At 58.3% G+C, this 24,340-nt stretch carries 15 protein-coding genes and 1 tRNA gene; 9 read left to right on the forward strand and 7 right to left on the reverse strand.

The genetic code is table 11. The features are described 5' to 3' along the window. Window positions 1-83: 83 nt before the first annotated feature. From IVB24_RS07935 to IVB24_RS07945, 3 genes are read left to right on the forward strand one after another with little or no spacing between them, the layout of a single operon-like run. A complete protein-coding gene (locus IVB24_RS07935) occupies window positions 84-1,196 on the forward strand; it encodes an electron transfer flavoprotein subunit alpha/FixB family protein (protein WP_247341983.1) in 1,113 nt (370 codons plus the stop codon). An 11-nt stretch (window positions 1,197-1,207) separates the two neighbouring features. After that, window positions 1,208-2,515, forward strand: a complete 1,308-nt coding sequence (locus IVB24_RS07940) for an FAD-binding protein (RefSeq protein WP_247772604.1) — start codon at window positions 1,208-1,210, stop codon at window positions 2,513-2,515. 41 nt (window positions 2,516-2,556) lie between these two features. Continuing rightward, on the forward strand, window positions 2,557-2,853 hold the full coding sequence (locus tag IVB24_RS07945) for a ferredoxin family protein (protein ID WP_247341882.1): 297 nt from the start codon (window positions 2,557-2,559) through the stop codon (window positions 2,851-2,853). 381 nt (window positions 2,854-3,234) lie between these two features. Here IVB24_RS07945 and IVB24_RS07950 read toward each other — a convergent pair. Next, a protein-coding gene (locus IVB24_RS07950) for an IS5 family transposase (protein WP_247341885.1) occupies window positions 3,235-3,986 on the reverse strand; the annotation gives its coding sequence in 2 pieces (ribosomal slippage) (window positions 3,235-3,656 and window positions 3,656-3,986; 753 coding nt in all). 1,578 nt (window positions 3,987-5,564) lie between these two features. Next, the gene (locus IVB24_RS07955; RefSeq protein ID WP_247341986.1) at window positions 5,565-6,398 is read right to left on the reverse strand and encodes an RMD1 family protein; all 834 of its coding nucleotides are present in this window, start codon (window positions 6,396-6,398) and stop codon (window positions 5,565-5,567) included. A 720-nt stretch (window positions 6,399-7,118) separates the two neighbouring features. On the opposite strand from IVB24_RS07955, the gene IVB24_RS07960 reads away from it, so the two are divergent. After that, window positions 7,119-7,802 (forward strand): energy-coupling factor ABC transporter permease, encoded by a 684-nt coding sequence (locus tag IVB24_RS07960; protein WP_247341890.1) that lies wholly within the window; start codon window positions 7,119-7,121, stop codon window positions 7,800-7,802. 399 nt (window positions 7,803-8,201) lie between these two features. Then, window positions 8,202-8,834, forward strand: coding sequence for a thermonuclease family protein (locus tag IVB24_RS07965; protein WP_346730927.1), 633 nt, complete (start codon window positions 8,202-8,204; stop codon window positions 8,832-8,834). A gap of 1,868 nt (window positions 8,835-10,702) precedes the next feature. On the opposite strand, the gene sugE is transcribed toward IVB24_RS07965, so the two are convergent. Together sugE and IVB24_RS07975 are read right to left on the reverse strand one after the other, a co-directional pair. Beyond that, window positions 10,703-11,017 (reverse strand): quaternary ammonium compound efflux SMR transporter SugE, encoded by a 315-nt coding sequence (gene sugE, locus IVB24_RS07970; RefSeq protein ID WP_247336440.1) that lies wholly within the window; start codon window positions 11,015-11,017, stop codon window positions 10,703-10,705. Between the two features lie 114 nt (window positions 11,018-11,131). Further along, on the reverse strand, window positions 11,132-11,839 hold the full coding sequence (locus IVB24_RS07975) for an SPASM domain-containing protein (RefSeq protein WP_247446678.1): 708 nt from the start codon (window positions 11,837-11,839) through the stop codon (window positions 11,132-11,134). Window positions 11,840-12,768: 929 nt separating this feature from the next. On the opposite strand from IVB24_RS07975, the gene IVB24_RS07980 reads away from it, so the two are divergent. Beyond that, complete coding sequence (locus IVB24_RS07980; protein WP_247341897.1) at window positions 12,769-13,035, forward strand: hypothetical protein; 267 nt, start codon at window positions 12,769-12,771, stop codon at window positions 13,033-13,035. Between the two features lie 147 nt (window positions 13,036-13,182). Next, window positions 13,183-13,250, forward strand: a tRNA-OTHER gene (locus tag IVB24_RS07985). A 543-nt stretch (window positions 13,251-13,793) separates the two neighbouring features. Here IVB24_RS07985 and IVB24_RS07990 read toward each other — a convergent pair. The 3 genes from IVB24_RS07990 to IVB24_RS08000 are packed head-to-tail and all read right to left on the reverse strand — an operon-like array spanning window position 13,794 to window position 17,238. Next, complete coding sequence (locus IVB24_RS07990) at window positions 13,794-14,192, reverse strand: hypothetical protein (protein WP_247772605.1); 399 nt, start codon at window positions 14,190-14,192, stop codon at window positions 13,794-13,796. Beyond that, window positions 14,189-15,946, reverse strand: a complete 1,758-nt coding sequence (locus IVB24_RS07995) for an AAA family ATPase (protein ID WP_247341901.1) — start codon at window positions 15,944-15,946, stop codon at window positions 14,189-14,191. The genes IVB24_RS07990 and IVB24_RS07995 overlap by 4 nt, the downstream gene beginning before the upstream one ends. A gap of 2 nt (window positions 15,947-15,948) precedes the next feature. Beyond that, window positions 15,949-17,238, reverse strand: coding sequence for a DNA repair exonuclease (locus tag IVB24_RS08000; protein ID WP_346730928.1), 1,290 nt, complete (start codon window positions 17,236-17,238; stop codon window positions 15,949-15,951). 359 nt (window positions 17,239-17,597) lie between these two features. On the opposite strand from IVB24_RS08000, the gene IVB24_RS08005 reads away from it, so the two are divergent. Beyond that, a complete protein-coding gene (locus IVB24_RS08005) occupies window positions 17,598-21,083 on the forward strand; it encodes a helicase-related protein (protein WP_247772606.1) in 3,486 nt (1,161 codons plus the stop codon). 9 nt (window positions 21,084-21,092) lie between these two features. After that, window positions 21,093-24,332 (forward strand): DUF1156 domain-containing protein, encoded by a 3,240-nt coding sequence (locus IVB24_RS08010; RefSeq protein WP_247772607.1) that lies wholly within the window; start codon window positions 21,093-21,095, stop codon window positions 24,330-24,332. Window positions 24,333-24,340 lie beyond the last annotated feature (8 nt).

Consider the following 24,340-nt stretch of genomic DNA (forward strand, 5'->3'; position numbering starts at 1 on the left):
AATCTTCACCCGCGGATTCAAAGCTGGAGGCGGAGCACGCTTCGCTGGCGAGCCGCTACTGAACACGGATGGGAGTACAGATGATGAGCACCGCACCCAAAAGCGCAGCTCCGGCCCCGGGTGGTGGTCGCGCGGCGACCAAGAGGGAGCTGCCCGAACGATTCAAGGCGTATAAGCACGTCTGGGTCTTCATCGAGCAGGAACGCGGGATAGTGCACCCCGTCTCCTGGGAGCTGATGGGTGCCGGCCGCCGGCTCGCCGACAAGCTCAACGTTGACCTCGCCGCGGTTGTCATCGGCCCGGTCGGGGAGACAACGCAGCAGGCGGTCGCCGAATCCTTCTGCTACGGCGCCGATCTTGCCTATATCGTCGCGGATGATCTCTTGGCCGATTATCGCAATGAATCCTACACCAAGGCCCTGTCAGAGCTGGTCAATACGTACAAGCCGGAAATCCTACTCCTAGGGGCAACCACACTGGGCCGCGATCTCGCCGGCTCAGTGGCCACCACACTGCTCACCGGCCTAACTGCCGACTGCACCGAGCTCGATGTCGATGCCGACGGCTCGCTTGCAGCCACCCGGCCGACGTTTGGCGGCTCACTATTGTGCACGATCTACACACTGAACTATCGTCCACAGATGGCAACCGTCCGTCCGCGCGTGATGCCGATGCCCGAGCGCGTGACCGGCGCCGTCTGGCGCGTCATCTCGCATCCGCTCGGGCTTGTAGAGGAAGATATCGTCACAAAAGTGCTGTCGTTCCTCCCGGACCGCGATTCTACAAAGTCCAACCTTGCCTATGCCGACGTGGTCGTCGCTGGAGGGCTCGGTCTGGGATCGCCTGAGAACTTCCAACTGGTACAGCAGCTCGCGGACGTGCTTGGCGCCGAATATGGCTGCTCGCGGCCGCTGGTCCAGAAGGGCTGGGTCACCTCGGACCGCCAAATCGGCCAGACCGGGAAAACCATTCGGCCAAAGCTCTATATCGCGGCAGGTATTTCCGGCGCGATCCAGCATCGCGTTGGCGTGGAGGGGGGCGACCTCATCGTTGCCATCAACACGGACAAGAACGCTCCGATCTTCGACTTTGCCCATATCGGCATCGTCACCGACGCTATTCGACTGTTGCCCGCATTGACCTCTGCATTCCGCGCGCAACTGTCGCCGCACTCGCACGACCGCATCGCCGGCTAGGGGAGCTTGTTATGATCGAGGAAAGATTCGACGCGATCGTCGTCGGTGCTGGCATGGGCGGGAATGCGGCAGCGCTAACCATGGCCGAGCGGGGCCTAAAAGTGCTGCAGCTGGAGCGCGGCGAGTATTCGGGGTCGAAGAACGTGCAAGGCGCCATCCTCTATGCCGACATGCTGGAGAAGCTGATCCCGAATTTCCGAGAAGATGCACCGCTTGAGCGGCATCTCGTCGAGCAACGCTTCTGGATCGTGGACGAGCGTTCGCACACGGGGATTAACTATCGCTCCGATGATTTCAACGAGGAGAAGCCGAACCGCTACACCATCATCCGCGCGCAGTTCGACAAATGGTTCTCGCAGAAGGTCCGTGAGGCCGGCGCCACGGTGCTGTGCGAGACCACCGTGACCGAGCTCCTCCAGGATTCCCATGGGAGGGTCGTCGGGGTGCGCACAGACCGAGATGGGGGTGAAATCCATGCAGATGTCGTCGTGCTGGCCGAGGGGGTAAACGGAGTGCTCGGGACGGGTGCGGGCTTAAGAGGGCGGCCGAAACCGGACAAGGTCGCACTCGCGGTCAAGGAGATGCATTTCCTGTCGCGCGAGACAATCGATGCTCGCTTCAATCTCAAAGGCGACGAGGGGCTCGTTATCGAAGCCGCCGGAACCATCTCCCGCGGCATGACCGGTATGGGCTTCATCTATTCCAACAAGGAATGCATATCGCTCGGTATCGGCTGTCTTGTTGCCGATTTCCAGCGTACTGGCGAGACGCCTTACGGCCTCCTCGAGGGCTTCAAGCGTCACCCGTCCGTCGCGCCGTTGATCGAGGGTTCGGAAGTAAAGGAATATTCCGCGCATTTGATCCCCGAAGGTGGATACAGGGCGATCCCGCAGCTTTGTGGTGAGGGCTGGGTCGTTGTCGGAGACGCCGCCCAGCTCAACAACGCCATCCATCGCGAGGGGTCCAATCTGGCGATGACGTCGGGCCGTATCGCCGCGGAAGCGATCTGCCTTATCAAATCGCGAAATGATCCGATGACGGCCAAAAATCTTTCGCTCTACAAAAAACTGCTGAATGATTCCTTCGTGATCAAGGACCTGAAGAAGTACAAGGATATGCCGGCACTGATGCACACCCACTCGCAGAACTTCTTTCTCACATATCCGCAGCTCTTCTCCAAGGCGATGCAGGATTACGTGCGCGTCGACGGCACACCAAAGCTTGAGAAAGAGAAGCTGATGCTGAGCTCGTTCGTCAAGGCGCGGTCGTGGAGTGGACTGCTCAGCGATGCCCTGCGCATTGCCCGGGCTTGGCGGTGATCACAAACCAAAGACAACGACGAACGACGGAGCCAGAAGCAATGCCGAGCGAGCCATCCCGACGTGTCGAGGACAAACTATTCTACAACCGCTATCTCGTTGATTCCGGCCGCGCCCATATCAAGGTGCGGCCGCACACCACACCATCCTCGCGGCTCTTCTCGATGCTGAAGGCCTGCCCTGCACGGTGCTACGAGCTCAGCGATAAAGGTCATGTTGAGGTGACAGTCGACGGGTGTATCGAGTGCGGCACCTGCCGGGTGATCTGCGAAGAAAGTGGTGATATCGAGTGGAGCTACCCACGTGGCGGTTACGGTGTGCTATTCAAATTTGGTTAAAGCTTCGGCGTCGGGGCTGATTGGCAGGCTGCGGCGTTCTGGCGGTACAACGAGATCACGCGCGAGTTTGAGATTTCACCTGATTCGATCGAGTCCCGATCTTTCCATCTACCGGGCGGGCCCTTACCAGCTTCCGCTATAATGTGCCCGGAGATAGCCAAAGCGAGCCGGATCCGAAACAGGGCGCAACTCATTGGCGGGATTAGGTCGTCCATCTCGGATGGACCGATCCTGGTTCTCTTCCCAATAGCTGGCCGGTTTCGTCCTTCTTGGAGTTCGCAGCCATCCGTCTGTCGCCGCTGCCTCGCGATTTCGCTTCGCCATAGCCGCCGACCCGACAACGTGCCATCGAGCGCCTTGTAGACTAGCGTCTGTTGAGATTCATCTGGAATGGATGACGGCGGTGGCGAGGTAGATCATCGCCTCGAAACTGCCGTCTGTCTTGTCGCATCGCATTGCGATGCGTTTGAATTCTTTCAGCTTGCCGAAGAAGTTCTCGATCAGGTGGCGCCATTTGTAAATGTCCTTGTCGATATCGAGAGGCTGGGCGCGCCTTTGATGTTGCGAGATGACGATCTTCGCTCTGCGTTCGTTCAGGTCTTCGATGATCCAATTGGAATCGAAAGCCTTGTCGGCGATCAAACCGCCGAATTCGATGTCCTTGATCAAGGGCGCAACGCCGACGGTGTCAAAGCGATGGCCGGGCAGCAGGATGAACCGCACCAAGTTCCCGAGCGCGTCGGTCAGCGCGAGGATTTTAGTGGTCCAGCCACCCTTCGACTTGCCGATGGCCTGATTTTGGGTCCCCCTTTTGCTCCCTGCCCGTGACGGTGAACTTTGACGATTGTCGCGTCGACCATGGCGAACTCCATGTCCGGATCGTCTGATACGGCATCGAAAATCCGTTTGAAAACGCCGGCCTTCACCCAATCGCGATAGCGCTTGAACACCGTATTCCAGTTGCCGAACGTCGGTGGCAGATCCCTCCATGGGCTGCCCGTCCGGGCGATCCACAACACAGCTTCGAGAAACAAACGGTTGTCCGCCCCGGTGCGGCCGGGATCGGTAGGCTTACCCAAGCAAAGCGGCTCCATCTTCGCCCACTGCGCATCCGTCAAAACGAATCGGTGCATGCCGAACTCATTTCGGAGCTTGAATCACGGACATGCCAATCTGTGAATCCTGAATCTCAACAGACCCTAGACAAGCACGGCGGATCACAAAATTAGCGATTTGCGACTCCTCCGCGCGACCGCCGGGTTGCGCATCGTCAGGCGGGCTGCGCGCATGCAGCACACAATTTTGCCCTTTCCTTCGCCTGTATCGCTGGGACATATGGTCGGCCGGAGAGCATGACGATGGTTGGATTACAAAAGAGCAGGGCAGCCGCTAATGCGCGGCGAGCAGAGGCACGCCGTGAGAGTTCGGTGGGCGACATCCAGGCCCGCATGGCTGAACTGAGAAGCTTGCCGCGCGAGAACTCGCGGATGCGGTGTTCATGCTCTCGATGAATGCAAGACGGCAGGGCGAGTTGATACGACATGCGATCGAGAAGCGCGCCGAGGTCGACTTGGACTTTGATCCGCCGCCGAATGCTGATTCGCGACCTATCTCGCAAATGATGTGGTCTCGACCTTACGCCACCACGTTGCTGACCTTCCGACCTTGCTGGACCTGTTGGTTGAGCGAGCGCCTCACGTCTGCTGCACCGTCGACCGGGAGGAGGCCGTTTCGCTGCTAGCCGCAATCATTCGCGAACAGCGGCTCGAAGGAGTCCTTGAAGGCCTCTAGGCTCGCCGGGCTCCTGAACCAGCCAGCGAAGGATTGCAATGCCGAGATCGGTTCGGAAGCGGATTTGAGAGGAGCTGCCGAGCGTGCGTGAGTGTCCAGGGCGCTTTGAGGGACAGTCCTGCAAGATGGAATGTCCAGAGCGGATGGGGACGTCAGAAAATCTCGGCGCCTGCTTGCGAGGTCAAAACCGCCTCGAAATTCGGGGCGTAGCGCCTTTGTCATCCGTTTCCCGTTTATCGCTGGCGCGGAGCCGCTATGCACGTCCGGTCGCAGTCCCCGGCCGCGTCAAGCTCGGCGACCTTCGCGTTAGCGAGGACGAGATCCGCATTCTGAGCTTTCATGTTCAGTTGCAGCGCGCGTTTGCCCGCTGGCGGATCATGGAACCGTTCGCTAACAGCCATGCAAGGGAAATCACGGCAGGAACACGTCGCCCGAGCCGCGGCGATGTGCCAAAGCGGCGAAAGGCGGTCGCTCAACTCGGTGAGGCGTCCTGGTGAAATCGACAGCCCTTGTTTCGGTAGTCGCTGGCTGCGCCCTGGGGGCCGCGGCCCTGGCAAGTATTCCGCGAGCAAGTCGAGAATAGCAGAAAAGCTGAGTGGCGGCCCGCTGCAAATTGGGCGAAAGGGCCTTCTTGGGTGGCGCTGGATCGTCGACATGAACGCTCCGCCGAGCGTCTGCCATAAACCCCCTATCCTTGCTCGAGGCCGGGAAATACGCCGAACTCGCGTCGGCTATTCGCTGTCTTCGCGAGCCGCACCGGCTTTCGCCGAACGTCGTGTCCACGAGCACGCCGAAGACACAGCCGAAATCCGCAGCTGAGTACGGCCGAACGGCGCGTCCAACGTCAATGTCGGCCAGGTCGGTCAGTAGGCCTGCTCAAACCCCACGAAGGCGCCTCACGCGCTGCGGCCAGCCGCACGTCAGTGACCTGCTGCAACAATCTGAAAGCATCCGATCGCAACTTCCATCACGATCAGCACGACTATAACCCACTCAAGACGCAGCGAGCGCCGTGTGTCGATAATGTCCGTCAGTGCGTTAGCCGTTCCGGAGATGGCCGACAGCTTGCGCTCAAGCATCTCAAGACGCTCCTTCAGTTCGTATTCGTCTTTCAGACGCGCATAGAGCCGCTCGAGTTCCGGCTTCTCCCAGAGTGCGTCGGGCTTTTCGGCAATCGCGATGCGGCCCGCGACGCGCTGCTCGACCAGGAGCGCATTGCCGATCAGTTGGAGAATGCCCTTGCGGCCCCGCGGCGTCCGGCCGCGCTCGGCCAGTTCGCGTGCAAAGGGTTCGATCACGTCGAACACCGCGGCGACACGGCGCTCATCTCGCTCCAGCGCCGTGCTCTTGGCTAGCGTATCGGCGATCAGCAGCAGCCGATCGTCACTAAAATTTCTAAGACAAATCCGCCCGCCCGGCAGGATGACCTCAGCGCTCTGCTCGTTGCAGAGCTGCGCCTGCGCGCTATCCTCCTCAAAGGAGGTGAGTTCACCGATGACGCGCGGTATCAGGGTTTCGATCAGAGCGGTTTCTTCCGAGGGCGACAACCCGATGAGCACTACAACGCCATAGCGGAAGACCACGACAAGGCCCGCATGAATGCGGAAAGCGACCGGCGTCGAGGACACCAGCGTTCCGATTTCCAGAGCCGACGGGTTGATACGATCTCCCAGCATGACTGCCCGAATGCGCAGCACCGAGGCGGCCGCCGTCTGTCCGGAGACCACAGCCTTACCGCGCGTAAGTTGATCCATGTTCACTTTAGCGTCCGGTTTGGCGCCACTGCGACGCGATAGCGTTCCCCCAGAAACACGTCCAGAACTTCGTCGCAGATGGTGCAGCGGAATTTGCCGGGCGCGTTGCTGAGAGATGACGCTGAGATCCAGCAAATGCCGGCTCCAGAGTTTGGATGGGTGGTCTCTATTTCATGTTCGTGCATGCTTGCCCGCAAGCTCAATCGAACGCCCAGCAAAGCTCTTCGAGGAATTCGACGATCCCCGGCCGCCAAACATTTGGCTGCGCCGTAGGCGCCTTCCTCGAACAACGTGGAGCAAGATTGATGCCGAACCGGTGTCTTCGCGCCAGCGGCGTCAGGATTTCCGCTTCAATGGGCGAGCGAAAATGATCGATTGGAACGGCGTAGGTTGATCAAAAAGCTGGTCGCGATGTGTGTTCAATTTCCTCCAGAGCATGTCGGCTACAGAACACAGCGAATCTTGCGCGCCGCGGAAGCTTTCAAAGCGCAATCAGAGCCTTAACCGCGGCAGCGGCGCTGGCATAGCTGTTGCTATGAAATGTCGCAAAGACCGAGCGAAGGCTGAGTGCAGACCTGGTCCGATCGGGCGAAAACAGCACGTTGCCCGTGGACCGAAATTGGGGAAGGTGAAGTGCCGTTTCCAACCGTCAGCCACACGAACGTCACGGCAAATTCTTGAGCCAAGGCCCGAGTACAACGGCAGAAAGGACTAGAGACCGTGCATATCGAACCGGGAATAGTAACAGGCGCCAAGTTCGTATTGAGCTGCGCGACAGGCATTGCGATGGGCTGCGTCGTCGCCAAGCTTGTGGTCGAGGCCATACACGACCGGCGCGCTCTGTCATTTGCTGTGCAAGCCATCGCCGCGACGGGCCTTGTGTTCACGTTATTCGAATTCCTGCCGCACTTTGCGGTTTGGGCCTCGGAAGTGCACCTCGTCCTGGGCTCCACGCTGTTCCTCTTGTTTGGCGCGGCGCCGGCGGCCTTAGGTCTTGCGCTCGGCCTCTTGCTGCAAAGCGTCCTCTTTGTTCCGACCGACCTGCCGCAATATCGGATGAATGTCACGACGCCTCTAATGCCGCTGTTTGCGATCAAGGCGCTCGCCAAGCGCCTCATCCATCCAAGGCTGCCTATCGCGATCTGCAGTACGGCAAGGCGCTTGCGCTCTCGACTGCGTATCAATCCGGTATCGCTGTCTGGATCGCGTCTTTGGCGCTCTATCGCGCGGGCTTCGGCGCCGCCAACCTCGGTAAAGTCGCATCGCTCGCGGTTTACTATGCAGTTGTGGCCTTGGTCGAGCCGCTGGCTGATCTGGCTGCGCTGGCGCTCGGGAAACAAATTGGGCGGCGTGAGTGTGAGGGGATCTGTCGCCTACCGCTCCCAGAAGGCATGTTGCGGTTGAAAGTAACGATGGCCGCCATCTCGGCCGCTTTGCTCAAGCGATACGTACGCTTTCCCCGATAGCAGCCGGCTGCAGCGATCCCCGGGCGACGCGCGCTCGCTGTTATCCGCGAGGGGGCCGACTTTAGGCTCATTCCGCACAAGGCGACCAGGAAATCATTCCTCGCCGAATTGCGGCCGGCCGTCTGCGCCGGCCCGGTCGCTGGTGATCGGACGCGCACTACCGATTTCGACCTGCTGGTGCGTGATGTGGCGAAGGCGAACTGCCGCCACGACTTGGAGGAATGGCGGGACGCGCTCAGGGCAGCAGCCTGGTCGCAGAGCATCGGGGGCGAGGTTGGACACGAGGGCGTCTTGCGCTGCTGATACACTGGGAGTCATCCGTCGAACGAGCTTATCCATGCAACATTGGCAGCCTCCTCAGCACAGCCGCGATGGACTGCCGTTCGGCGGCTTCCCATGCTCTGCTGCATTCGGCCGGAATGTTCGCAGTTCGACAAAGAAGATCGCCATGTATGGATTGATCGTGGTGTTGACCACGCTCGCACTGTGCAGCATCGTGTTTGCCGGCGAATTGACCGGGCCGGCAAAGGTCATTAGCACCGACACCCTTGAAATTCACGGGACACGCGTTAGGCTCTGGGGCATCGACGCGCCGGACAAGTCTCAAATGTGCCGAGATATCAACCTCAATCCGTATCGATGTGGCCTCATGGCCGCGAGCGATCTTGAAGCCTTCATTGCAGAGCGCGAAGTCAGTTGTCTGTCAGTCCTGGAGGATGAGTGTGGACGGACATTGGCGATCTGTTCAGCTGATGGCATCGATCTCGGAGAATGGTTGGTGCGCAACGGTCTCGTGCTCGATTGGGAGCGATACTCCAGGGGCCGATACCACACTGCGCAACGCGCGGCCGATCGTGCCGGACTGGGCTTGTGGGCGGGCAGCTTTGCCGTACCTTGGCTATATCGAGCGTGCATTCGGTCAGGTGGTGGACCAGCCAGCTGTTCTGACGACGCGAATGCTCACCCTTGACCGGTATTCCTCACACCAGAATATACGCCAGAGTCGTTCCGCACAAAGTGACCGTCACGGGCGAGCTGGCGTCGGCCGCGAGTGAGCAAGCTTACCACTGCCGCGCCACCATGCTCAAAAGCGGTAAGATGGTCTCAAGCTCTCGTAAGCGCGAAAGTCGCAAGACAGAAAATCGCGAGCTCCACAGGAACGCCATGGTTCTCGCCCTAATTCTTCGGAATCATGGACTCGCAGTCATGCCAAGGCGGCGCCTTTTGAGTTCGAGAGAGCCGCATTTACTCGGAAGAATGGCGGGCTCTCCGGACAAAGCAAAGGCGTGGCACGGAAAACAATCAGTTCCGCCGGGTACAGGTTGAGCGGAAGAAAGAAGGTCAGGGGCGTTCAAGGCACCATTGGGCGCGGTAGGCAACACGAATGAGGCTTGGGATGCAGCCGACCTCCACTCCATTCGACGCAAACTTTCAGGTTTTGACATGCCCGGGGCTCGCAGCTTGATTCCCAGAGGTCGCCAGATGCCGTCCCACCAAAACTCATACACTCGCACTCAAATCTGATGCAGCAAGCCGGTGTGAGCGCTTGCTCAACGCCGGCTCCGCGGGGCCTATCGAAAGGACGGTAATCGAATTGGGCCCTTTGCCGCGGGAACGCCGCATAGGTCCCTTCCCGGACTTCGCTGCTGTTGGCGATATCGGCGGCGATTGCCTTTTCAAGCAACGGCTGCTCCGATTTACGCCAGAATTTGGCCGGGCGCGTAACAAGCTGAACACCACACGCGCGGTTTCGGCGACAAAGACGTGTGGATCTGCCTTGCAGGCGCCGATCACAACAATGCCTCAGAAGACAATGCAGCTGCTCGTTCCGTTGGAAACAGCACGGCTCGCTGACGACTGGCCGGAGATCCGCTGAATGAGCAAAACCGCATGCGACGAGCGCAACTGCTGCGGCAGCCCCAACAAGAACGTCAGATCGCATATCACCTACCGAACACGAAGTGCGCGCCTTCCGAAACGAAACGTGAGCCACTGAACTCGCAGCGCCGCTCCCATAGCCTAGTGGTGTGCAGACTCTGTGCCGACGGGCACGATGCAAGCTCCTGACCTTTTTCGATCGCGATGTCGCCAACCCGACAATAGCAGTCATTGCTCAAACAAGCCCCGGGTTTGAGGTCGAACACGAATCGAATGCCGGGCGCCGGCGCCGCCGGTTAGATGATTTCAGTGAACGCTCCTGCGAAAGAGATTAGGTGATCGAGCTTCTTTGCAACCACACAATGAAGTCGCACCTTAATTCGAGGCGCAGTGCTGAGCTCAGTCAAAGATCGCAAGCTCACCGCTGCGATCTAGGAATTGAACTGGGTCGGTAGTTCCTGATGATGCCGACGCGGCACGCCGGAAGCGGTCCGAAACATACGAACACGATCTGCCGATCTGCATCTTCTCCCATGCTGCTCCGGAGATCAGGCGTCGTATAACTCCGGCAAGCGACCTTTCTTGACCGTCTCCCCGAGATCAGCCCCATAGCTGGGTTTCATTGCTGTTCTATTCGCACGGCGATCTCGGCAGCGAATTGTTCGTGCCGTTCTGGGTGGTGCTATTGTGCCAGACCGATGCAGGTGGGACCCTGATGGGCAGCTGGCGTATCGTTCGCACTAGGGCTTTCGCGTGACGACCAAGTCGCGGCCAGATGGTCTCGGCCCAGAGGCCTTGCATCCGCTCGTTGTTCTTGGCGACTTCCGTGCCACTGTCGGCGCCGCGCCGTTCGGCGGTGCGCTGGAACGTGGCCAGCTCGGTCGTCCATGCCTGGAGAATTAGCGTGCCGGCGATTGTTGCGGCGCTGACCTGGTGGGGTCAATGCTTTCGGTGTTTTCGTTAGGACACGAGCTTCAGCCCGACAATGCCGGCGACGATCAACCCGATGCTGGCAAGGCGAAATGCGGCGGCCGGTTCTCCGAACAAGATGATGCCGAGCGCCGCCGTGCCGACCGCACCGATGCCGGTCCAGACCGCATAAGCAGTTCCAATGGGCAGCGTCTTTAGAGCAAGGCCGAGCAGGGTCACGCTGCCGGCCATGGCCGCGAGCGTGAGCACGGAGGGAACGGGCTTGGTAAAGCCCTCGGTGTATTTGAGGCCGATTGCCCAGGCGACCTCCAGCAGGCCGGCGACCAACAAAATGCTCCAGGCCATGGCGGCCCTCCGTTTATCGCAGGTCGTCCCGGCGGCTGATGTGGTCATGCGCTGGAAGGCCGTCCTTGCTAGGCTCGCGATTCGCCTCGAGCAGGGGTTAACTTCTCTCAAAGATCAGCATTCCGACGTTATTGGTTCGGCGAATTCACACGATCGACAAAGCAGAAAGCCGTCTGTTCCGTTCATGCGATCGGCAATGTTGCAAAAGGCTGCCCCTTCGAAGAGATCCTTGTACCTGTCGCGGAGGAGGTTGCCCAAAACGTGTCGGCGCTCAAAATCCATGCAACAGAATGTAACGTCGCCGTTTGGGAGAAGAACATTACGATATTGCCGTTCGTCAGGACATGTCAGTGCTCCAGCGATTGGCTGCCGCGCTCCAACCATCTTCTCGCCGTTGCCAGCCCTGCTGCGCGGCGGACGCGAGCGAACCAGCGCTTCGTCAGGAATTGTGCCGACAAGTGCGGGATGCACCTCGCCCATGACTATGAAGAGCAACGATGAAATGTCGGCATCGACAAGTTGGCGCATCAAATCGACATAGTTGCGCCTGACGAGACCACTATCCATGTGCGTGCCGTCATCAAAAACATGCACTAGGAAAACGCGGAACTGCATCGCACGCAAACGTCTTAGATCCCGCCCGTTCATTCCTACCAGGGTCGTGAAAATTCGGATTCCATGGCCACACGCATAGGCATGCTCAACCATTTCGGTGCAAGCCGGATTGAGCCAAGGCTCCGAATATCCGGAAAAGCTAATGTCGACGGCTGCTGGTACGCGCGCCAGACATCGCTTGAAATCTTGGAGAGAAAGATGCTTCACGTCGGATATCGCTCTTTGCCGTTCGGCAAAGTTGTCTTGCGGACAATAAGAACATCCGACGACACAGCCAGTTGTCGTAGTTATCTCCAAGACCCTGCCGCCACTGATTGCAGAGCGCAGCTCCTGTGGAGTCATCGATTCTATATTGTCCACTTCCGCGCTCCGCGTTTGGAACAAAGAGATATTTGAGGGGACCGTCGATTTGCATCTCATGCCGGTTCGCTCATGCTTCAGTTCTCGATTCGTCGTCCACCAGCGCGACTCGGCATGGTCGCAAGCGCGGCAGATGAAGAATGCGCCACGGCTCTCTCCCATAACACCCCAGTCCAGCAGGATTGGACGGCTGCCGAATGCACATCCGTCGATGGGGTTCGTCTAACGTCTCCAAGAAGCATCACTCATGCCATTGGCGGTACTGTCCTTAACTCGACACGTCCGCGATGAATGTCCTCCCAAATGCGGGACCGAAGTGAAACTCTACGCAATCGATAGAGTACAATATGACGCTACGTACGATTCAAGCTCTCTCGAAAATGAGCTGAATGACAGCTTTCTTATGAATCTTGACGGTGTAGCCTGCCCCGAGCACCACGTCATCATGATGGTCGGCATCGCGCAGCGACGGCAGGTGCTGACTTCTTGCTGATAAACATCGCCTTGAAATCTATATCAAGACGAGCACGGCAAAACAGGGGGGGGCGCGTACAAAGTCGCAGAGAGAAAGCACCACAACGGATTGGGCCTATCTGCCGATGAGCGCCGATATGACCGGGAAGTCCTCTCTTCAGCAAGCTCACAGATGTGAGCTCCGCATGTCGTGAGCCACCCGTCGAGTCTTGCGACGAGAGTTTACACGAGCCGGGAACAATTCTTCGATTCATCATCGGCACCTGCCTGGTATATGTTTGCCCTCAGGCCGCGGTAATATCATGATCGCGATGACAATCTCCTCATGGAGCCTGACCACAACCTATTCACAAGTTCCGAGAGCAGCAGAGTCCCGGGGCTTTTCTTTCCAGGCTGTTGCACGGCGCATCTCCGCGGCATTGTTCAGCGATAGCGGCCCGAACGTAAATCGCATGGGAGGAGGGGCTCTCTACAGCAAATGCTGCTCGGATGATCCGCTCGACAGCAGCTATCGCCTCGACGCGATCACTGTGGCGGCGCTCTTTGGCTTGCGCTGTATAGGTTTCTGATTCCTGGTGGAGCGAGTAACTCGAACCTCAACCAGACCATTATGAGCGGCAGGCTATCGATCGGATTGGTTGATTTTGCTGCAGTTTCGTTCGAGCTCGATCGCTTTCTTTGCGGTTTGTTCACGCCGTTTCTGGTGCGATATTGGTGCGGTTGAATTTCGACCTTCAGTCTGTGGAACAGGAGGTCGGTGGTTCGAGCCCACCCAACTGTACCAAATAAATCATACAGTTACAGATAAATTCGGGGGACGGTAAATTGTTGCAGCTACCAGATAGCTACCACGACAATCCTGGTGCGTTGTGCTGTTAGGGCGCGACCTAATTTCGATCGTATGGCACGTCGTGCAAATGCGCCCTCAGTCCGGCCTCCAAGTGTAGGTTACGGTCGGCGTGTGTCTAAGGAAAAAGATGCACTCGCGCCGACATCGTCTCGGATCTGCCGGTCGATCAAACTCAACTTGCACGTGGAACGACAAGATACCCGCACCGAGACGAACGAGGCGACCGGCGAGAGTCTGAGCGCGATATTCCGTTCATGAAGAGTTGCACCGTGTTCAACGTCGAGCAGGTGGAGGCCTGCCGCCAGTTCGCGCTGACCAGCTGCCGATCTCGATGCATGGCTTAAGGTGTTGAAGCAGGACAAGCGCGCGATCTTCATTGCAGCCTGCAACGCATAGCGTGCGGCTGACTACCTAAACAGGCTGCAATCCGGTAACGAATAAACGCGGGCCGCGTGAGCGGCCCGTACGGTTCCACCGTTATTTGGCGGCTGCTTCGAACGCGCAAGTATACTGGTATGTCGCGTGGCCGATCCAATCCTTGTTTCGGCCTTCGCCAAGCGCCCGCCAGGTTATATTGAAATCGGGATGGATCTGGCGGTAACGCTGCGCTTGCGGTTCGCAAAAGTCCGCCGTGTTGTGACCTCCATCAACCCATGGTGACTGATAATTAGGAATGGATGGCGGTGACGGCTTTGCTGCCACGCAAATCCCCATCGCCTCACAGATTGGTTTCATCTGGCCGCCGAATTGTTCCATCGCGCCGAAGAACGCGACAACGGCGAGCAAAATTCCTGTTGGAACGCCGAAAAACACAACCAGCTTGTTCGCCCACCGAGGCCAGCCTTTTTGCGGCGCAATTACAGCTTCTGACATCATACGACTCCGTGCGCACAGATGTTGGGGCTGCAACGCTCGGGAGTCGGCGCGCGTTGCTTGACAACCCTTGTGAAGGTGCGGCGCGCAATGGGCCGCCCAGTCAGACCGCAGGTAAGCCGTATTGGCTGAGGGTCGGAAATAAGGGTGTAGGTTCCAGTTTCGTCGACGTGTTCGTCAGCGATAATGCGTTCATGGGCTTTCCGGCGCCGGACGCGCTCCTGCTCCGCATTGCGGATCCGTTCACGGCAGGTCCGCTGCCGCTGCTCCAGGCTCCGGCAGGCGTCTCGGTGGGCCTCAACCGAAGCCAGCGGGGGAACCAGCGTCGATTCCAGGACGGCAGCATCGGCGACTGCCGGCCGCAGGGTCTTCAGCAAGCGTGCAATTGCGGTCCTCGCCTCTTGTTCCTCGCGCTTCGAATTGGCGATCTGCCCGGCGGCATCGCCAAGTTCGCGCGTGGCCTTGATGACCGTCGCGAGCTCCGAGACGTCCGTCACCGGCCCTTGCGCTTCGATTTCCGCGGCGATCTCGCCGAGTTTCTCCTCGGCCTCGGCCTCGGCGCTCTTCGCATTCTCTACCGCGCCGGATTGCGCTCCGCGGCGGTTGAGCAAGCCGCGAAGGATCGCAACCTTGGTCTTGGCGGGAATGCGTGCGATCAACTGATCGACATCTTCGCTCCATTCGAGCTCGCCGGCGAGCCGGTTGAGAGTTGCTTCTGCCGCGGCCAATTCCGCCTGCCGCTTAGGCAGATCGGCTTTCCCGGCGCGAACCTGAATACGGCGATCTCGGAGCTGTGCGATGTCTTCGGCACGTGCCAGGAAGGCTTCGTCGAAGATCAAGGCCGTGCATTCCGCCTCAAGCGCCACGATCTGCTCGCTCAAGGTTGCGATGCGCGCCGTGGCGCCCGCTTCATTCTTCGCGGCCTTCTCCAGAATCTTGGAAGCGTCAGCATCAAACGGGATGACCTCTCGGAGCGCGTCGACAGCGCTTTGAATCTCCGCGCGCTTGCGAACGTCGCGGTAGACCCGGCGGATGCGGTTGAGCTTGCGCAATTCCGCCGATTTCAACTCGATTTCGCTTTCGATGACGCCATAAGCATCGTTGGCCGTCTCGAACGCGCTCTTGAGCGACTGCCACTTGGCGGTCGTCACGACATCGTCGCGCATCGAGGCTTCGGCAGCCTTCAGACGCTCCTCTGCCTGGAAATACTTTCGGTGCGCCGCGCGGCGCGACGCCCAAAGTGCGTCGGCTTCAACCTCCATAGCCTTGAGCGTTTCGCGCAGGCCCATGATCCCGGCGCTCGCCGAGAATAGCATCTGGCCGACATCGTCCTGCGCTTGCAAGATTTCCTTGCCGCCTTGGCGCAAGCGCTCGTGATCGAGGCTAAACATCCGCGTGTAAAATCGGCGATCGGCGCCCGCAAGAAACGGGGCAAGCGCCCCCTCGCCCGAAGGGATCGGCGTATCATCATCACCCAGCAACGTGTCCTTGTTGCCCTTGCGGCGGCGCACCTTGAGCGTATCGTTTCCCTTCTCCAGAAGCGCGCCGACGCGCATGGCGTTGTACTCGTGCAGGAAGTTACGGGACGAGTTGGCCGGGATGCCGAAGAGCAGGTCTTCGACGCCGTTCATCGCCGTCGACTTTCCGGCTTCATTCTCGCCGAGCAGCATCTGCAAGTCCGGCTTGCCGGCCGGCAGGGCGATGATGGCGTCCGTGAAGTGACCGTATCGAAGCAGATCGAGCTGCCGGATGCGCATGATTACACCTTCTCCGCTGCGAGACGTGCGCTGAGATACGCACCGCCATGGGCGATCAAGCTTGCGATGTTGCCGTCGATGGCTGCTTTCAGCACGGCGTCGTCCACATCCGTGCGGATGTCGTGGGGCAGCTTGCGGACGAGGTCGCCAAGATCCGTCGCGAGCCGCGCCTGCAGCTCAGCATCGCCGCCGGCGCTCTCGATCATGCGCTGAAGGTCGCCCAACGCATCTTTGCGTGAGGCTGCAGTTTCGGGGCTCGCGGTCGCAACGACGAGACGCTCGATCCACGCGACCTCCTCGCCCAAGCCCAGAGCTGCGGCCTTTGCTTCGGCAAGGAGGTGATCTGCCGACGTGAGCAGCTCGCCGTGCAATCCAGTCTGCCCCGTAAGCTCAATTCTGCAGGCGAGCAGACGCCCTTGCGCGTCGCGCTCGACGGCCATTTCGATGGCCTGCCGGACACGATCGACCGCATCGGCAACTGCGCTGCACCGTTCCACCGGAACCGGCAAATGGATCCAGCGCACGCAATCAACATAGAGCGGCGAAATCTCCTCGACCTCGCCGTCCTCGACCGTAACCAGCGAAGCGCCTTTCGGGCCACTTTCGCGGATGTGGCGGCCCTGCAGATTGCCGCAGAATACGACATGCGGCCGCTCGTGAAGGACAGCGGCTTGGTGCACATGCGCGAGCGCCCAGTAGTCGTAACCCTTGTTGATCAGGTCTTCGATGGCGCATGGCGCATAGTTCGCGTGTCCCGGCATGCCGCCCAAGCCGGTGTGCAAGACGCCGATGTTGAAGTAGCCCGTAATCGGTGACGGATAAGCCGGGACCAAGTTGTCTGTGATGTCGCGCTGCCGGAAGCTCTGACCGTGCAGGGCGACGTTGAGATGCGGCAGCCGAAAGGTCTCAGCCTTGCGCGCCGGAAACACGCTGACATTGGGCGGCAGTGTGAGCTTGCGGGTGATCTGGCTTTCGGCATCGTGATTGCCGTAAAGCAGGAAGACGGGGATCTTGGCCTGCGCCAACCGGCCCATCTGCCTCACGAAGTAGAGTCCGGTCTGGTAGTCGCGCCAATCGCCGTCGTAGAGGTCGCCGGCGATGACGATGAAATCGACCTCGTCCTCAATCGCTTGGCTAACGAGGTTGTCCAGTGCCATGCGAGTGGCAGTTCGGATCCTTTCAGCGGATGCGCCCTGTTGTCCGGATAGCCCTTTCAGGGGGCTGTCGAGATGGATGTCGCCGGTATGGATAAAGCGAAACGACTTCAAGGCGGAGCTCCTCCAATTCAACAAAGCGATGCTGGCAGAACATTTGTTCCGCAGCTGATCTTCACTGGGTGATCGAAAATCAGAGGGGTACCCGAAAAGCCAGACTCAGCAATCTTCAAGTGATAACCGCAATCGAACATAAAGTGAACGATCTGGTAGCATCGAAGCTGGGAACCCTCAATATCTTGTGGGCACAGACCCTTCTGAACCACGTTTTGGCTGCTCAACCCCGCTTAAAAGGCATCCGTCGCATTTTAACAAGTGTAAACTTATGATGGTTGCGTCCATATTTAACAAGTGCTAATTCTCGATTTTGGTGTGAGGAGGAGATATTGGCGCTTCCTTTTGATTATCGGGAAAGAATCCGAGGACTTCGCCGGACCATGGGCCTCAAACAGCCTGAGTTCGCCGCTCTGGTCGGGGTGTCTCCCATAACTGTCAGTCGTTGGGAAAATGGTCAAAACGATCCCACCGACCTCGCATGGACGCGGATCGAAGATCTAGCGGGCCGCTCTGCCGTGCCCGCGGGGACGCCCGGTGCGGACTCCCTCAACAGTCCCCAAATGGACTTTGGTGCCGACCCGGAGTCCGTCGCTGCTGTTGCCGAGTCCACTCGTCTCCTTAGCGGTCACCTGGCGAGCCCGACTTTCGCAACCGAAATTTCACTAATCGATCCGCTCCCGCATCAAAGGGTCGCGGTTTACGACCAAATCTTAAAATCGTGGCCTATCCGTTTCTTGCTCGCTGACGATGCGGGCGCCGGTAAGACCATCATGACTGGACTCACCATCCGCGAGCTTCTCTCTCGTAGGTTGATCCAGCGGGTGCTTATCGTTCCTCCAGCCGGCCTGGTGGGAAACTGGCAGCGTGAATTGCGCATCCTGTTTCGAATCCAGGCGCGCATCATCCGTGGCAGCGAAGCGGCAAAGGGTAATCCCTTCTTAGAGCCCGATGCAAATTTTGCAATTGTCAGCCTCGACACACTTCGGTCGAAAGGGACCTTTGCGCGCCTTCGCGAAGCAGGTTTAGCCGGCCACGGCTACGACCTTGTCGTCTTCGACGAAGCTCACAAGCTCTCAGCCGATCGTGATCCGATCGATATGACTGTTCGCAAGACAGCGCGCTACAGATTGGCTGAATCTCTCGCTGGCATTGTTCCCGAAGAGCCCGAGTTCGACTTGGGTTGGGCGCCTCAGTCAATGATGCTGCTGACCGCTACGCCGCACATGGGTAAGCCATATCCATACTTTGCCCTTTGGCGTCTGCTCGAACCAGATGCGCTGAGCACGCCGGAGGCGTTGGCTGATTTTCCGCGGGAACGCCGTGCACGCCATTTCATTCGACGTACCAAGGAAGAGATGGTTAAACTTGATGGAACGCCGCTCTATCCGCAACGCATCTGCGACACTCTCGGATTCGATTTAACTCAAGGGCCGGGTAGCGAACAGGAACTTTACGACGAGACGAGCAAGTATATTCGCGATATCTACAACAAGGCATCCACGCTGAATAGATCGGCCGCTCGGCTTGCGATGGCGGTTTTCCAGCGTCGTCTTGCGTCCTCGACATTCGCACTGAAAAGATCGTTCGAACGGCGCGCTGAAAAGCTTTCTGCAGCCATCAGAGCGATCGAGGAAAATGGCCTTGAGGCAGTAAGGAAAACGCAACGGGATCTTCAAAAGAAGGCCGAGAATAACGAACTCGATCTCTTCGCCAATGCCACGGCTGATGACGATGCCGGAGATGGTGGCGAGGCGGTTGAAGCGGGTGAATCAGAGACTCTTGGCGCGCTAGTTACCGAGAACCTCGCCGACCTGATCCACGAGCGGGATCGCGTCCTCAGTCTACGGCAGATGGCACAGGACCTACTCGATGCCGGACGAGAGTCCAAGTTCGCGAAGTTGCTTGAGACGATGAAAGATCCGCGCTTTACGAACGAAAAAATGCTGATCTTCACCGAGCACCGCGACACAGCGAATTATCTCACCGAACAACTGGAGCGCCTCGGCTTCGCCGGGCAGGTGGCTCAGCTGCACGGAGCCATGGACTATGTGGAACGCGATAGACAGGTCGACTTTTTCCGAAAACCCATCGATAGCGGCGGCGCTAAGTATCTCATCGGCACGGACGCAGCCGGCGAGGGCGTAAATCTTCAGTTCTGTTGGCTGATGATAAATTACGACGTTCCTTGGAATCCTGCGCGGCTTGAACAGCGCATGGGGCGGATCCACCGCTACGGCCAGAAGAAAGACGCCGTCTACATCGCGAACCTCGTGGCGTGGAAAACCCGCGAGGGCAAGGTCATGAAGATATTGCTCGACAAGCTGGAGACAATCCGTAAGGAACTCGGTTCGGACAAGGTGTTCGACGTCATCGGCCGGCTCTTCGAGAACGTATCACTGAAATCCTATTTTGATGCGGCCATTCGAGGCGAAGAAGTCGCAGACGGGATCGAGGGCGTGCTGACGATAGAACAGCTACGCGCACTCGAAGCTAAGGAGCGCACGCTTTATGGCGACGGCGGTGATGTGAAGGCCCGATTGCCTGTCATGCGCGAGGACATGGAGCGTGAACAGTATCTCCGTTTGATGCCGGGCTATGTACAACGGCTCGTCGAAAGGTCCGCGCCTTTGCTTGGTCTCGGAATCGATGGAGATGTGTCATCCGGCTTTCGCTTTAAGGTGCGGCAGCACGGCGCGATGGACACTATTGCGCCTGAGATAGAAACCTATCCCTACGAAGCGCGTCAGAAATTGATGGTCCATCGTCCAGGTTTTGGCGAGGAGGCGATCTGGCTGCACCCGGGTGAACCCGTTTTTGACGCGATCTCCAGTGAACTGCAGGAGCGCTTCGGTTCCGATGCGCTTCGTGGTGCTGCCTTTGTAGACCCGCACGCTAAGGAAGCGTCGTTGTTCCATCTCGCGACGACAACCGTTCTCCGCCGAGGTCCCACCGGGGAGGACGTGCTGGAACATCGTCTCGTTGGCCTTCGCCAAGATTCAGACGGATCGATCCGGGAGTGCCCCGTTGAGTGGCTGCTCCTCCTTAGGGGGGCGAAAGACGTCAAGCCGGGAGCATATCCTGTCGGCCGAGAGTGCCAGAGACTGTTGCGCGAGGCCGGTGAGTGGCTGTCCGACGTGTTCGGCGCGGGCTTGGTTACTTCGCACCGATCGATTGTCGAGACCGATCTGCCCCAACGCATCGATCTCGTGAAGGCAGGTTTCAACCGCCAAGAAGCGGAGTTGACACGCGCCCGCAATCGTCTCCGCCAAGCTGCTCAGGATGGAAAAAAACAAGCGTCGGTTCAGTTGGAACTTGTCAAAACCCGCCACTCAGCTCTTTCCGGAGTCCGAGAGAATCGGCTTGCAGCGATCAAGGCCGAACCAGATCAGATCATGCTCGGCCCCGTACGCTTCGTCGCGCACGCATTGATCGTGCCATCAGTCGACGCCGAAGACGAAAAGCGATTTGACGCCCAGGTTGAGGCCGTCGCCGTGAAGCTATCGATTTCGCATGAGGAAAATGCTCGGGGCAACGTCCGCGATGTTTCTACAGCGGCGCGCGCTCGGGCGGTTGGTCTATCGGACTTTCCTGGCTTCGATCTCCTGTCTGAGCGTCCCGGCACTACGCCGCGATGCATTGAGGTGAAGGGTAGAGCAGATCGCGGCGAAGTCTTCATGACCCAGAACGAGTGGGCAAAGGCCGCAAATCTCGGTGAACGCTATTGGCTTTACGTTGTTCTCGACTGCGCCTCACCCAAACCAAATCTATTTCGAGTGCAGGATCCCTTCACTCGGCTTCTTGGTGCATCAAAGACCGGGATGACGTTTACTGCCGGAGACATTCGCGCTCTGGCGGAACAGGATTGAGACGAGCCAATGTCAGACAAACGATTGATCGAAACTGCGTTCCCGCTGGCCGAGGCATCAGCCGCTTCTCTGCATGAGAAGAACATGCGTCATGGGCACATTTCCACATTGCATCTGTGGCCGGCTAGAAGGCCGTTGGCGGCATCGCGCGCGGCAATCGCTGCAGCGCTCCTCCCCGATCCAATTGATGACGAGGCGCGTAATCAACTGGTCCGTCGGCTGGGCGGCCGGCTTAAGCTGAAGAAGCAAACCAAGACTGAAGCTGGCAGTAAGGTTGAGGCCGCGAAGGTCGAAGCGGACGGTGGAATCTTATGGTGGGGTCAGGAGGCTTCGCCCGATGTCGCTTGGTTTCGCGAAAAGATTTCCAACGCAAACGGGGGGCGGCCTCCCCGTGTTCTTGACCCTTTCGCTGGAGGAGGCGCCATCCCATTGGAGGCAATGAGGCTCGGTTGTGACGTCGTGGCTAACGACCTCAACCCTGTCGCGTGGCTTATCCTAAAATGCACTCTTGACTATCCGCAACGTTTGGCGGGTCAGAAGTTTCCGTTGCCGAAACATGCCATGCGTGACCCGAGTTTCGCTACGACCTTCTTGAAGGCTCTGGATCTTAAGGGCGCTAGACTCGAACAAGCAGTGGAGGCGATGTCCGCGGCCGGACGTGGCGAAACGATTCAGCATGGTCTGCTAGACGACCATCCTTGGGAAGAGGCACCATTAGGGTGGCATGTCCGCGCTTGGGGCGGATGGGTTTTAGCAGAAGCTCGCCGGCAACTCTCTGCGCGCTATCCTACGTTCGCCGAGTGGCAAGCGTTGGATGGTGCGACGGCCGTTGAACCGAAATTACTCAAGCGCCTGCCATCAGATAGGGACAATTCAATTGCGATAGAGGAACTTAATAGGGACCTCACAGGTGCAGAGCTCCGTGATTCTCGCACTCCACGATGGATTTCTAAACCGACCGTAGCATACCTTTGGGCCCGCACACTTTGCTGTCCCGCCTGCCGCGCGGTTTATCCGCTCCTCAAGACAAGGTGGCTCTGCCAGAAGCGCACTAAGCGAGCGTTGTTGAAAATGGAGCCAAATGGAAAACGCGACGGAGTAAACCTTAGTGTCTACTCTGACGTTCCTGTGCCATCTGGTACCGCTAACCAGCGCAATGAGATCGATCGGGTAGCAGGGCAGGGAACATTGTCGCGGGCTGGCGCAACGTGTCCGTGCTGCAATCACATCACAGCACTAGAAAACTTGAAGTACGAGTCGGTAGCGGGACGACTAGGAACGAGGATGACTGCCGTGATAGTCGAGGGGCATCACGGAAAAGAGTACCGGAGTCCTCAACCTGAGGAAGAACAGGCTGCAGCGTCGGCAGCCGCGGACCTATCCGAAGTTTTTCAGACCGTTCCATACGGTATGCCAACAGAGCTTATACCGCTGGGCGGAAGTCGAGGTGGCGGCGGTACTCGGTTTTCAACGCCGCCATATGGGCTGACCCGGTGGGAGCATCTCTTTCTGCCGCGCCAACTCGTTTCATTGGGTACGTTTGTTAACATCATACGACACGCACCCGCTATGCTCCGCGACCACGGATATCCACCTGCTTGGATCGAGAGTCTGACGGCATATCTTGCCCTTGCGATTGACCGATTGGCTGATTATGGAAGCGTGATCTGCAGCTGGAATAACAAAAGAGAAACGCTTCGCGGAACGTTTGCACGCTATGCGATTCCGATCGTGTGGGACTTTACCGAAACGAGCCCGCTATCCAGTAGTACCGGGAATTATCTCGGCGGTATCGATTGGATCTCGAAAGTCGTTCTCCGTAATTCCGAATCTCTGCAAGGTGCTTCACCGCCTAAAGTGTTGTGCAGTAGCGCGACTCAAGTAGATGGTGAGTTCGACGCGATTATTACCGACCCTCCTTATTACGATGCGATTCCTTACTCGGACCTGATGGATTTTTTTTACGTCTGGCTGCGACGATCGTTGGTCGGCCTATCTCCCGAAATCGATGCAGCATTCAATGCGGCAGCCGGCCCAAAGTGGAATCACGCGGAGGGAGATGGTGAGCTGATTGATGAGGCGAGTCGCTTCGGCGGTAGTAAGGAGGCTTCGAAACGAAATTTTGAGGACGGAATGGCGACTGTATTTCGGAGATGCAGCGCGTGCCTACGTCCAGATGGTATCTTCGTTATTGTCTTTGCCAATAAGAATCCTGATGCATGGGAAACCCTTGTCAACGCGGTTATTCGGGCAGGGTTTGTTGTTGAAGGAAGTTTGCCTATTCAAACGGAGCGATCTAGTCGTCCGAACGCACTTACCGCGGCTGCGTTATCTTCCTCCGTTTGGCTCGTTTGTCGCAAACGTCCAGCAGTTGCGCGTCCGGGCTTTTCTGGTCCTGTGTTAGCGCAAATGCGAGAGAAGATTCGCACCCAGATGCATCGGTTTTGGGACGCCGGCATTCGTGGCCCAGATTTTCTTTGGGCTGCCACAGGCCCGGCACTCGAAGCGTTCAGCCGTCATCCGGTAGTCTACCGCGAAACTTCTAGCTCTGGTCAACGTGAGCAAATGCCTGTGTCTGAGTTTCTTCGCGAGGTGCGTCGCCTTGTGGTGGAATTTGCTGTTGGTCGCGTACTTAAACCCGCTACCGGGTCTGACGAGGACGTGCAGCGTATCGGCATGGACGACATCACAACTTACTACGTCTTGCACCGCGACAGCTTCGGTATGACTGAAGCGCCGATTGGCGCTTGTATCCTTTATGCGTTGTCCTGCGGGCTTTCGGACGCAGATCTTGCTGACCGTTTCGATATCCTCGTGCGCGCTGGCGGCAAGGGTACGATCGGGTCTAGTGACGCGGGCACGGAACAGGACGAGGAGTCAGAAGACGAAGAAGTGGCGGATGCTGAGAGCAGTGGCACTGGGAGCAAGGTGCGGCTTCGGCGTTGGGATCAGCGGAAACGTAAGTCTCTAGGTTTGGAGGGGGTCGGTGGGCTTCCGGTGCCCATGATAGATCGCGTGCACCGACTCATGCAGTTGTGGAAAGTCGGAGATTTATCGAAAGTAAATGCATATCTCGACCAAAATGGATTAGCGCGCGACACAATTTTTGCTCAACTCGTGCAGGCCTTAATCGAACTAGCCCGCCGCGACGACAAAGGCGATGAAGCGCCGATTCTGGAGTCCATTAGCAATCATCTGAGGTCGCGGGCTGGCATTTCCACGCTTGCACAAGCGCCCCTTATTTTTTGATAACCCAG

This window comes from Bradyrhizobium sp. 192, assembly GCF_023100965.1.
In the GTDB taxonomy this organism is placed as follows: Bacteria; Pseudomonadota; Alphaproteobacteria; order Rhizobiales; family Xanthobacteraceae; genus Bradyrhizobium; species Bradyrhizobium symbiodeficiens.

Bases quoted from the DNA above. Each gene is read 5' to 3' on its own strand.
- IVB24_RS07935 (WP_247341983.1), top strand. From the start codon at position 84: ATGAGCACCGCACCCAAAAGCGCAGCTCCGGCCCCGGGTGGTGGTCGC.
- IVB24_RS07945 (WP_247341882.1), top strand. From the start codon at position 2,557: ATGCCGAGCGAGCCATCCCGACGTGTCGAGGACAAACTATTCTACAAC.
- IVB24_RS08010 (WP_247772607.1), top strand. From the start codon at position 21,093: ATGTCAGACAAACGATTGATCGAAACTGCGTTCCCGCTGGCCGAGGCA.
- IVB24_RS07965 (WP_346730927.1), top strand. From the start codon at position 8,202: ATGCAACATTGGCAGCCTCCTCAGCACAGCCGCGATGGACTGCCGTTC.
- IVB24_RS07990 (WP_247772605.1), bottom strand. From the start codon at position 14,192: ATGATGTCAGAAGCTGTAATTGCGCCGCAAAAAGGCTGGCCTCGGTGG.
- IVB24_RS08005 (WP_247772606.1), top strand. From the start codon at position 17,598: ATGGGCCTCAAACAGCCTGAGTTCGCCGCTCTGGTCGGGGTGTCTCCC.
- IVB24_RS07955 (WP_247341986.1), bottom strand. From the start codon at position 6,398: ATGGATCAACTTACGCGCGGTAAGGCTGTGGTCTCCGGACAGACGGCG.
- IVB24_RS07980 (WP_247341897.1), top strand. From the start codon at position 12,769: ATGATCGCGATGACAATCTCCTCATGGAGCCTGACCACAACCTATTCA.
- IVB24_RS07940 (WP_247772604.1), top strand. From the start codon at position 1,208: ATGATCGAGGAAAGATTCGACGCGATCGTCGTCGGTGCTGGCATGGGC.
- sugE (WP_247336440.1), bottom strand. From the start codon at position 11,017: ATGGCCTGGAGCATTTTGTTGGTCGCCGGCCTGCTGGAGGTCGCCTGG.
- IVB24_RS07995 (WP_247341901.1), bottom strand. From the start codon at position 15,946: ATGCGCATCCGGCAGCTCGATCTGCTTCGATACGGTCACTTCACGGAC.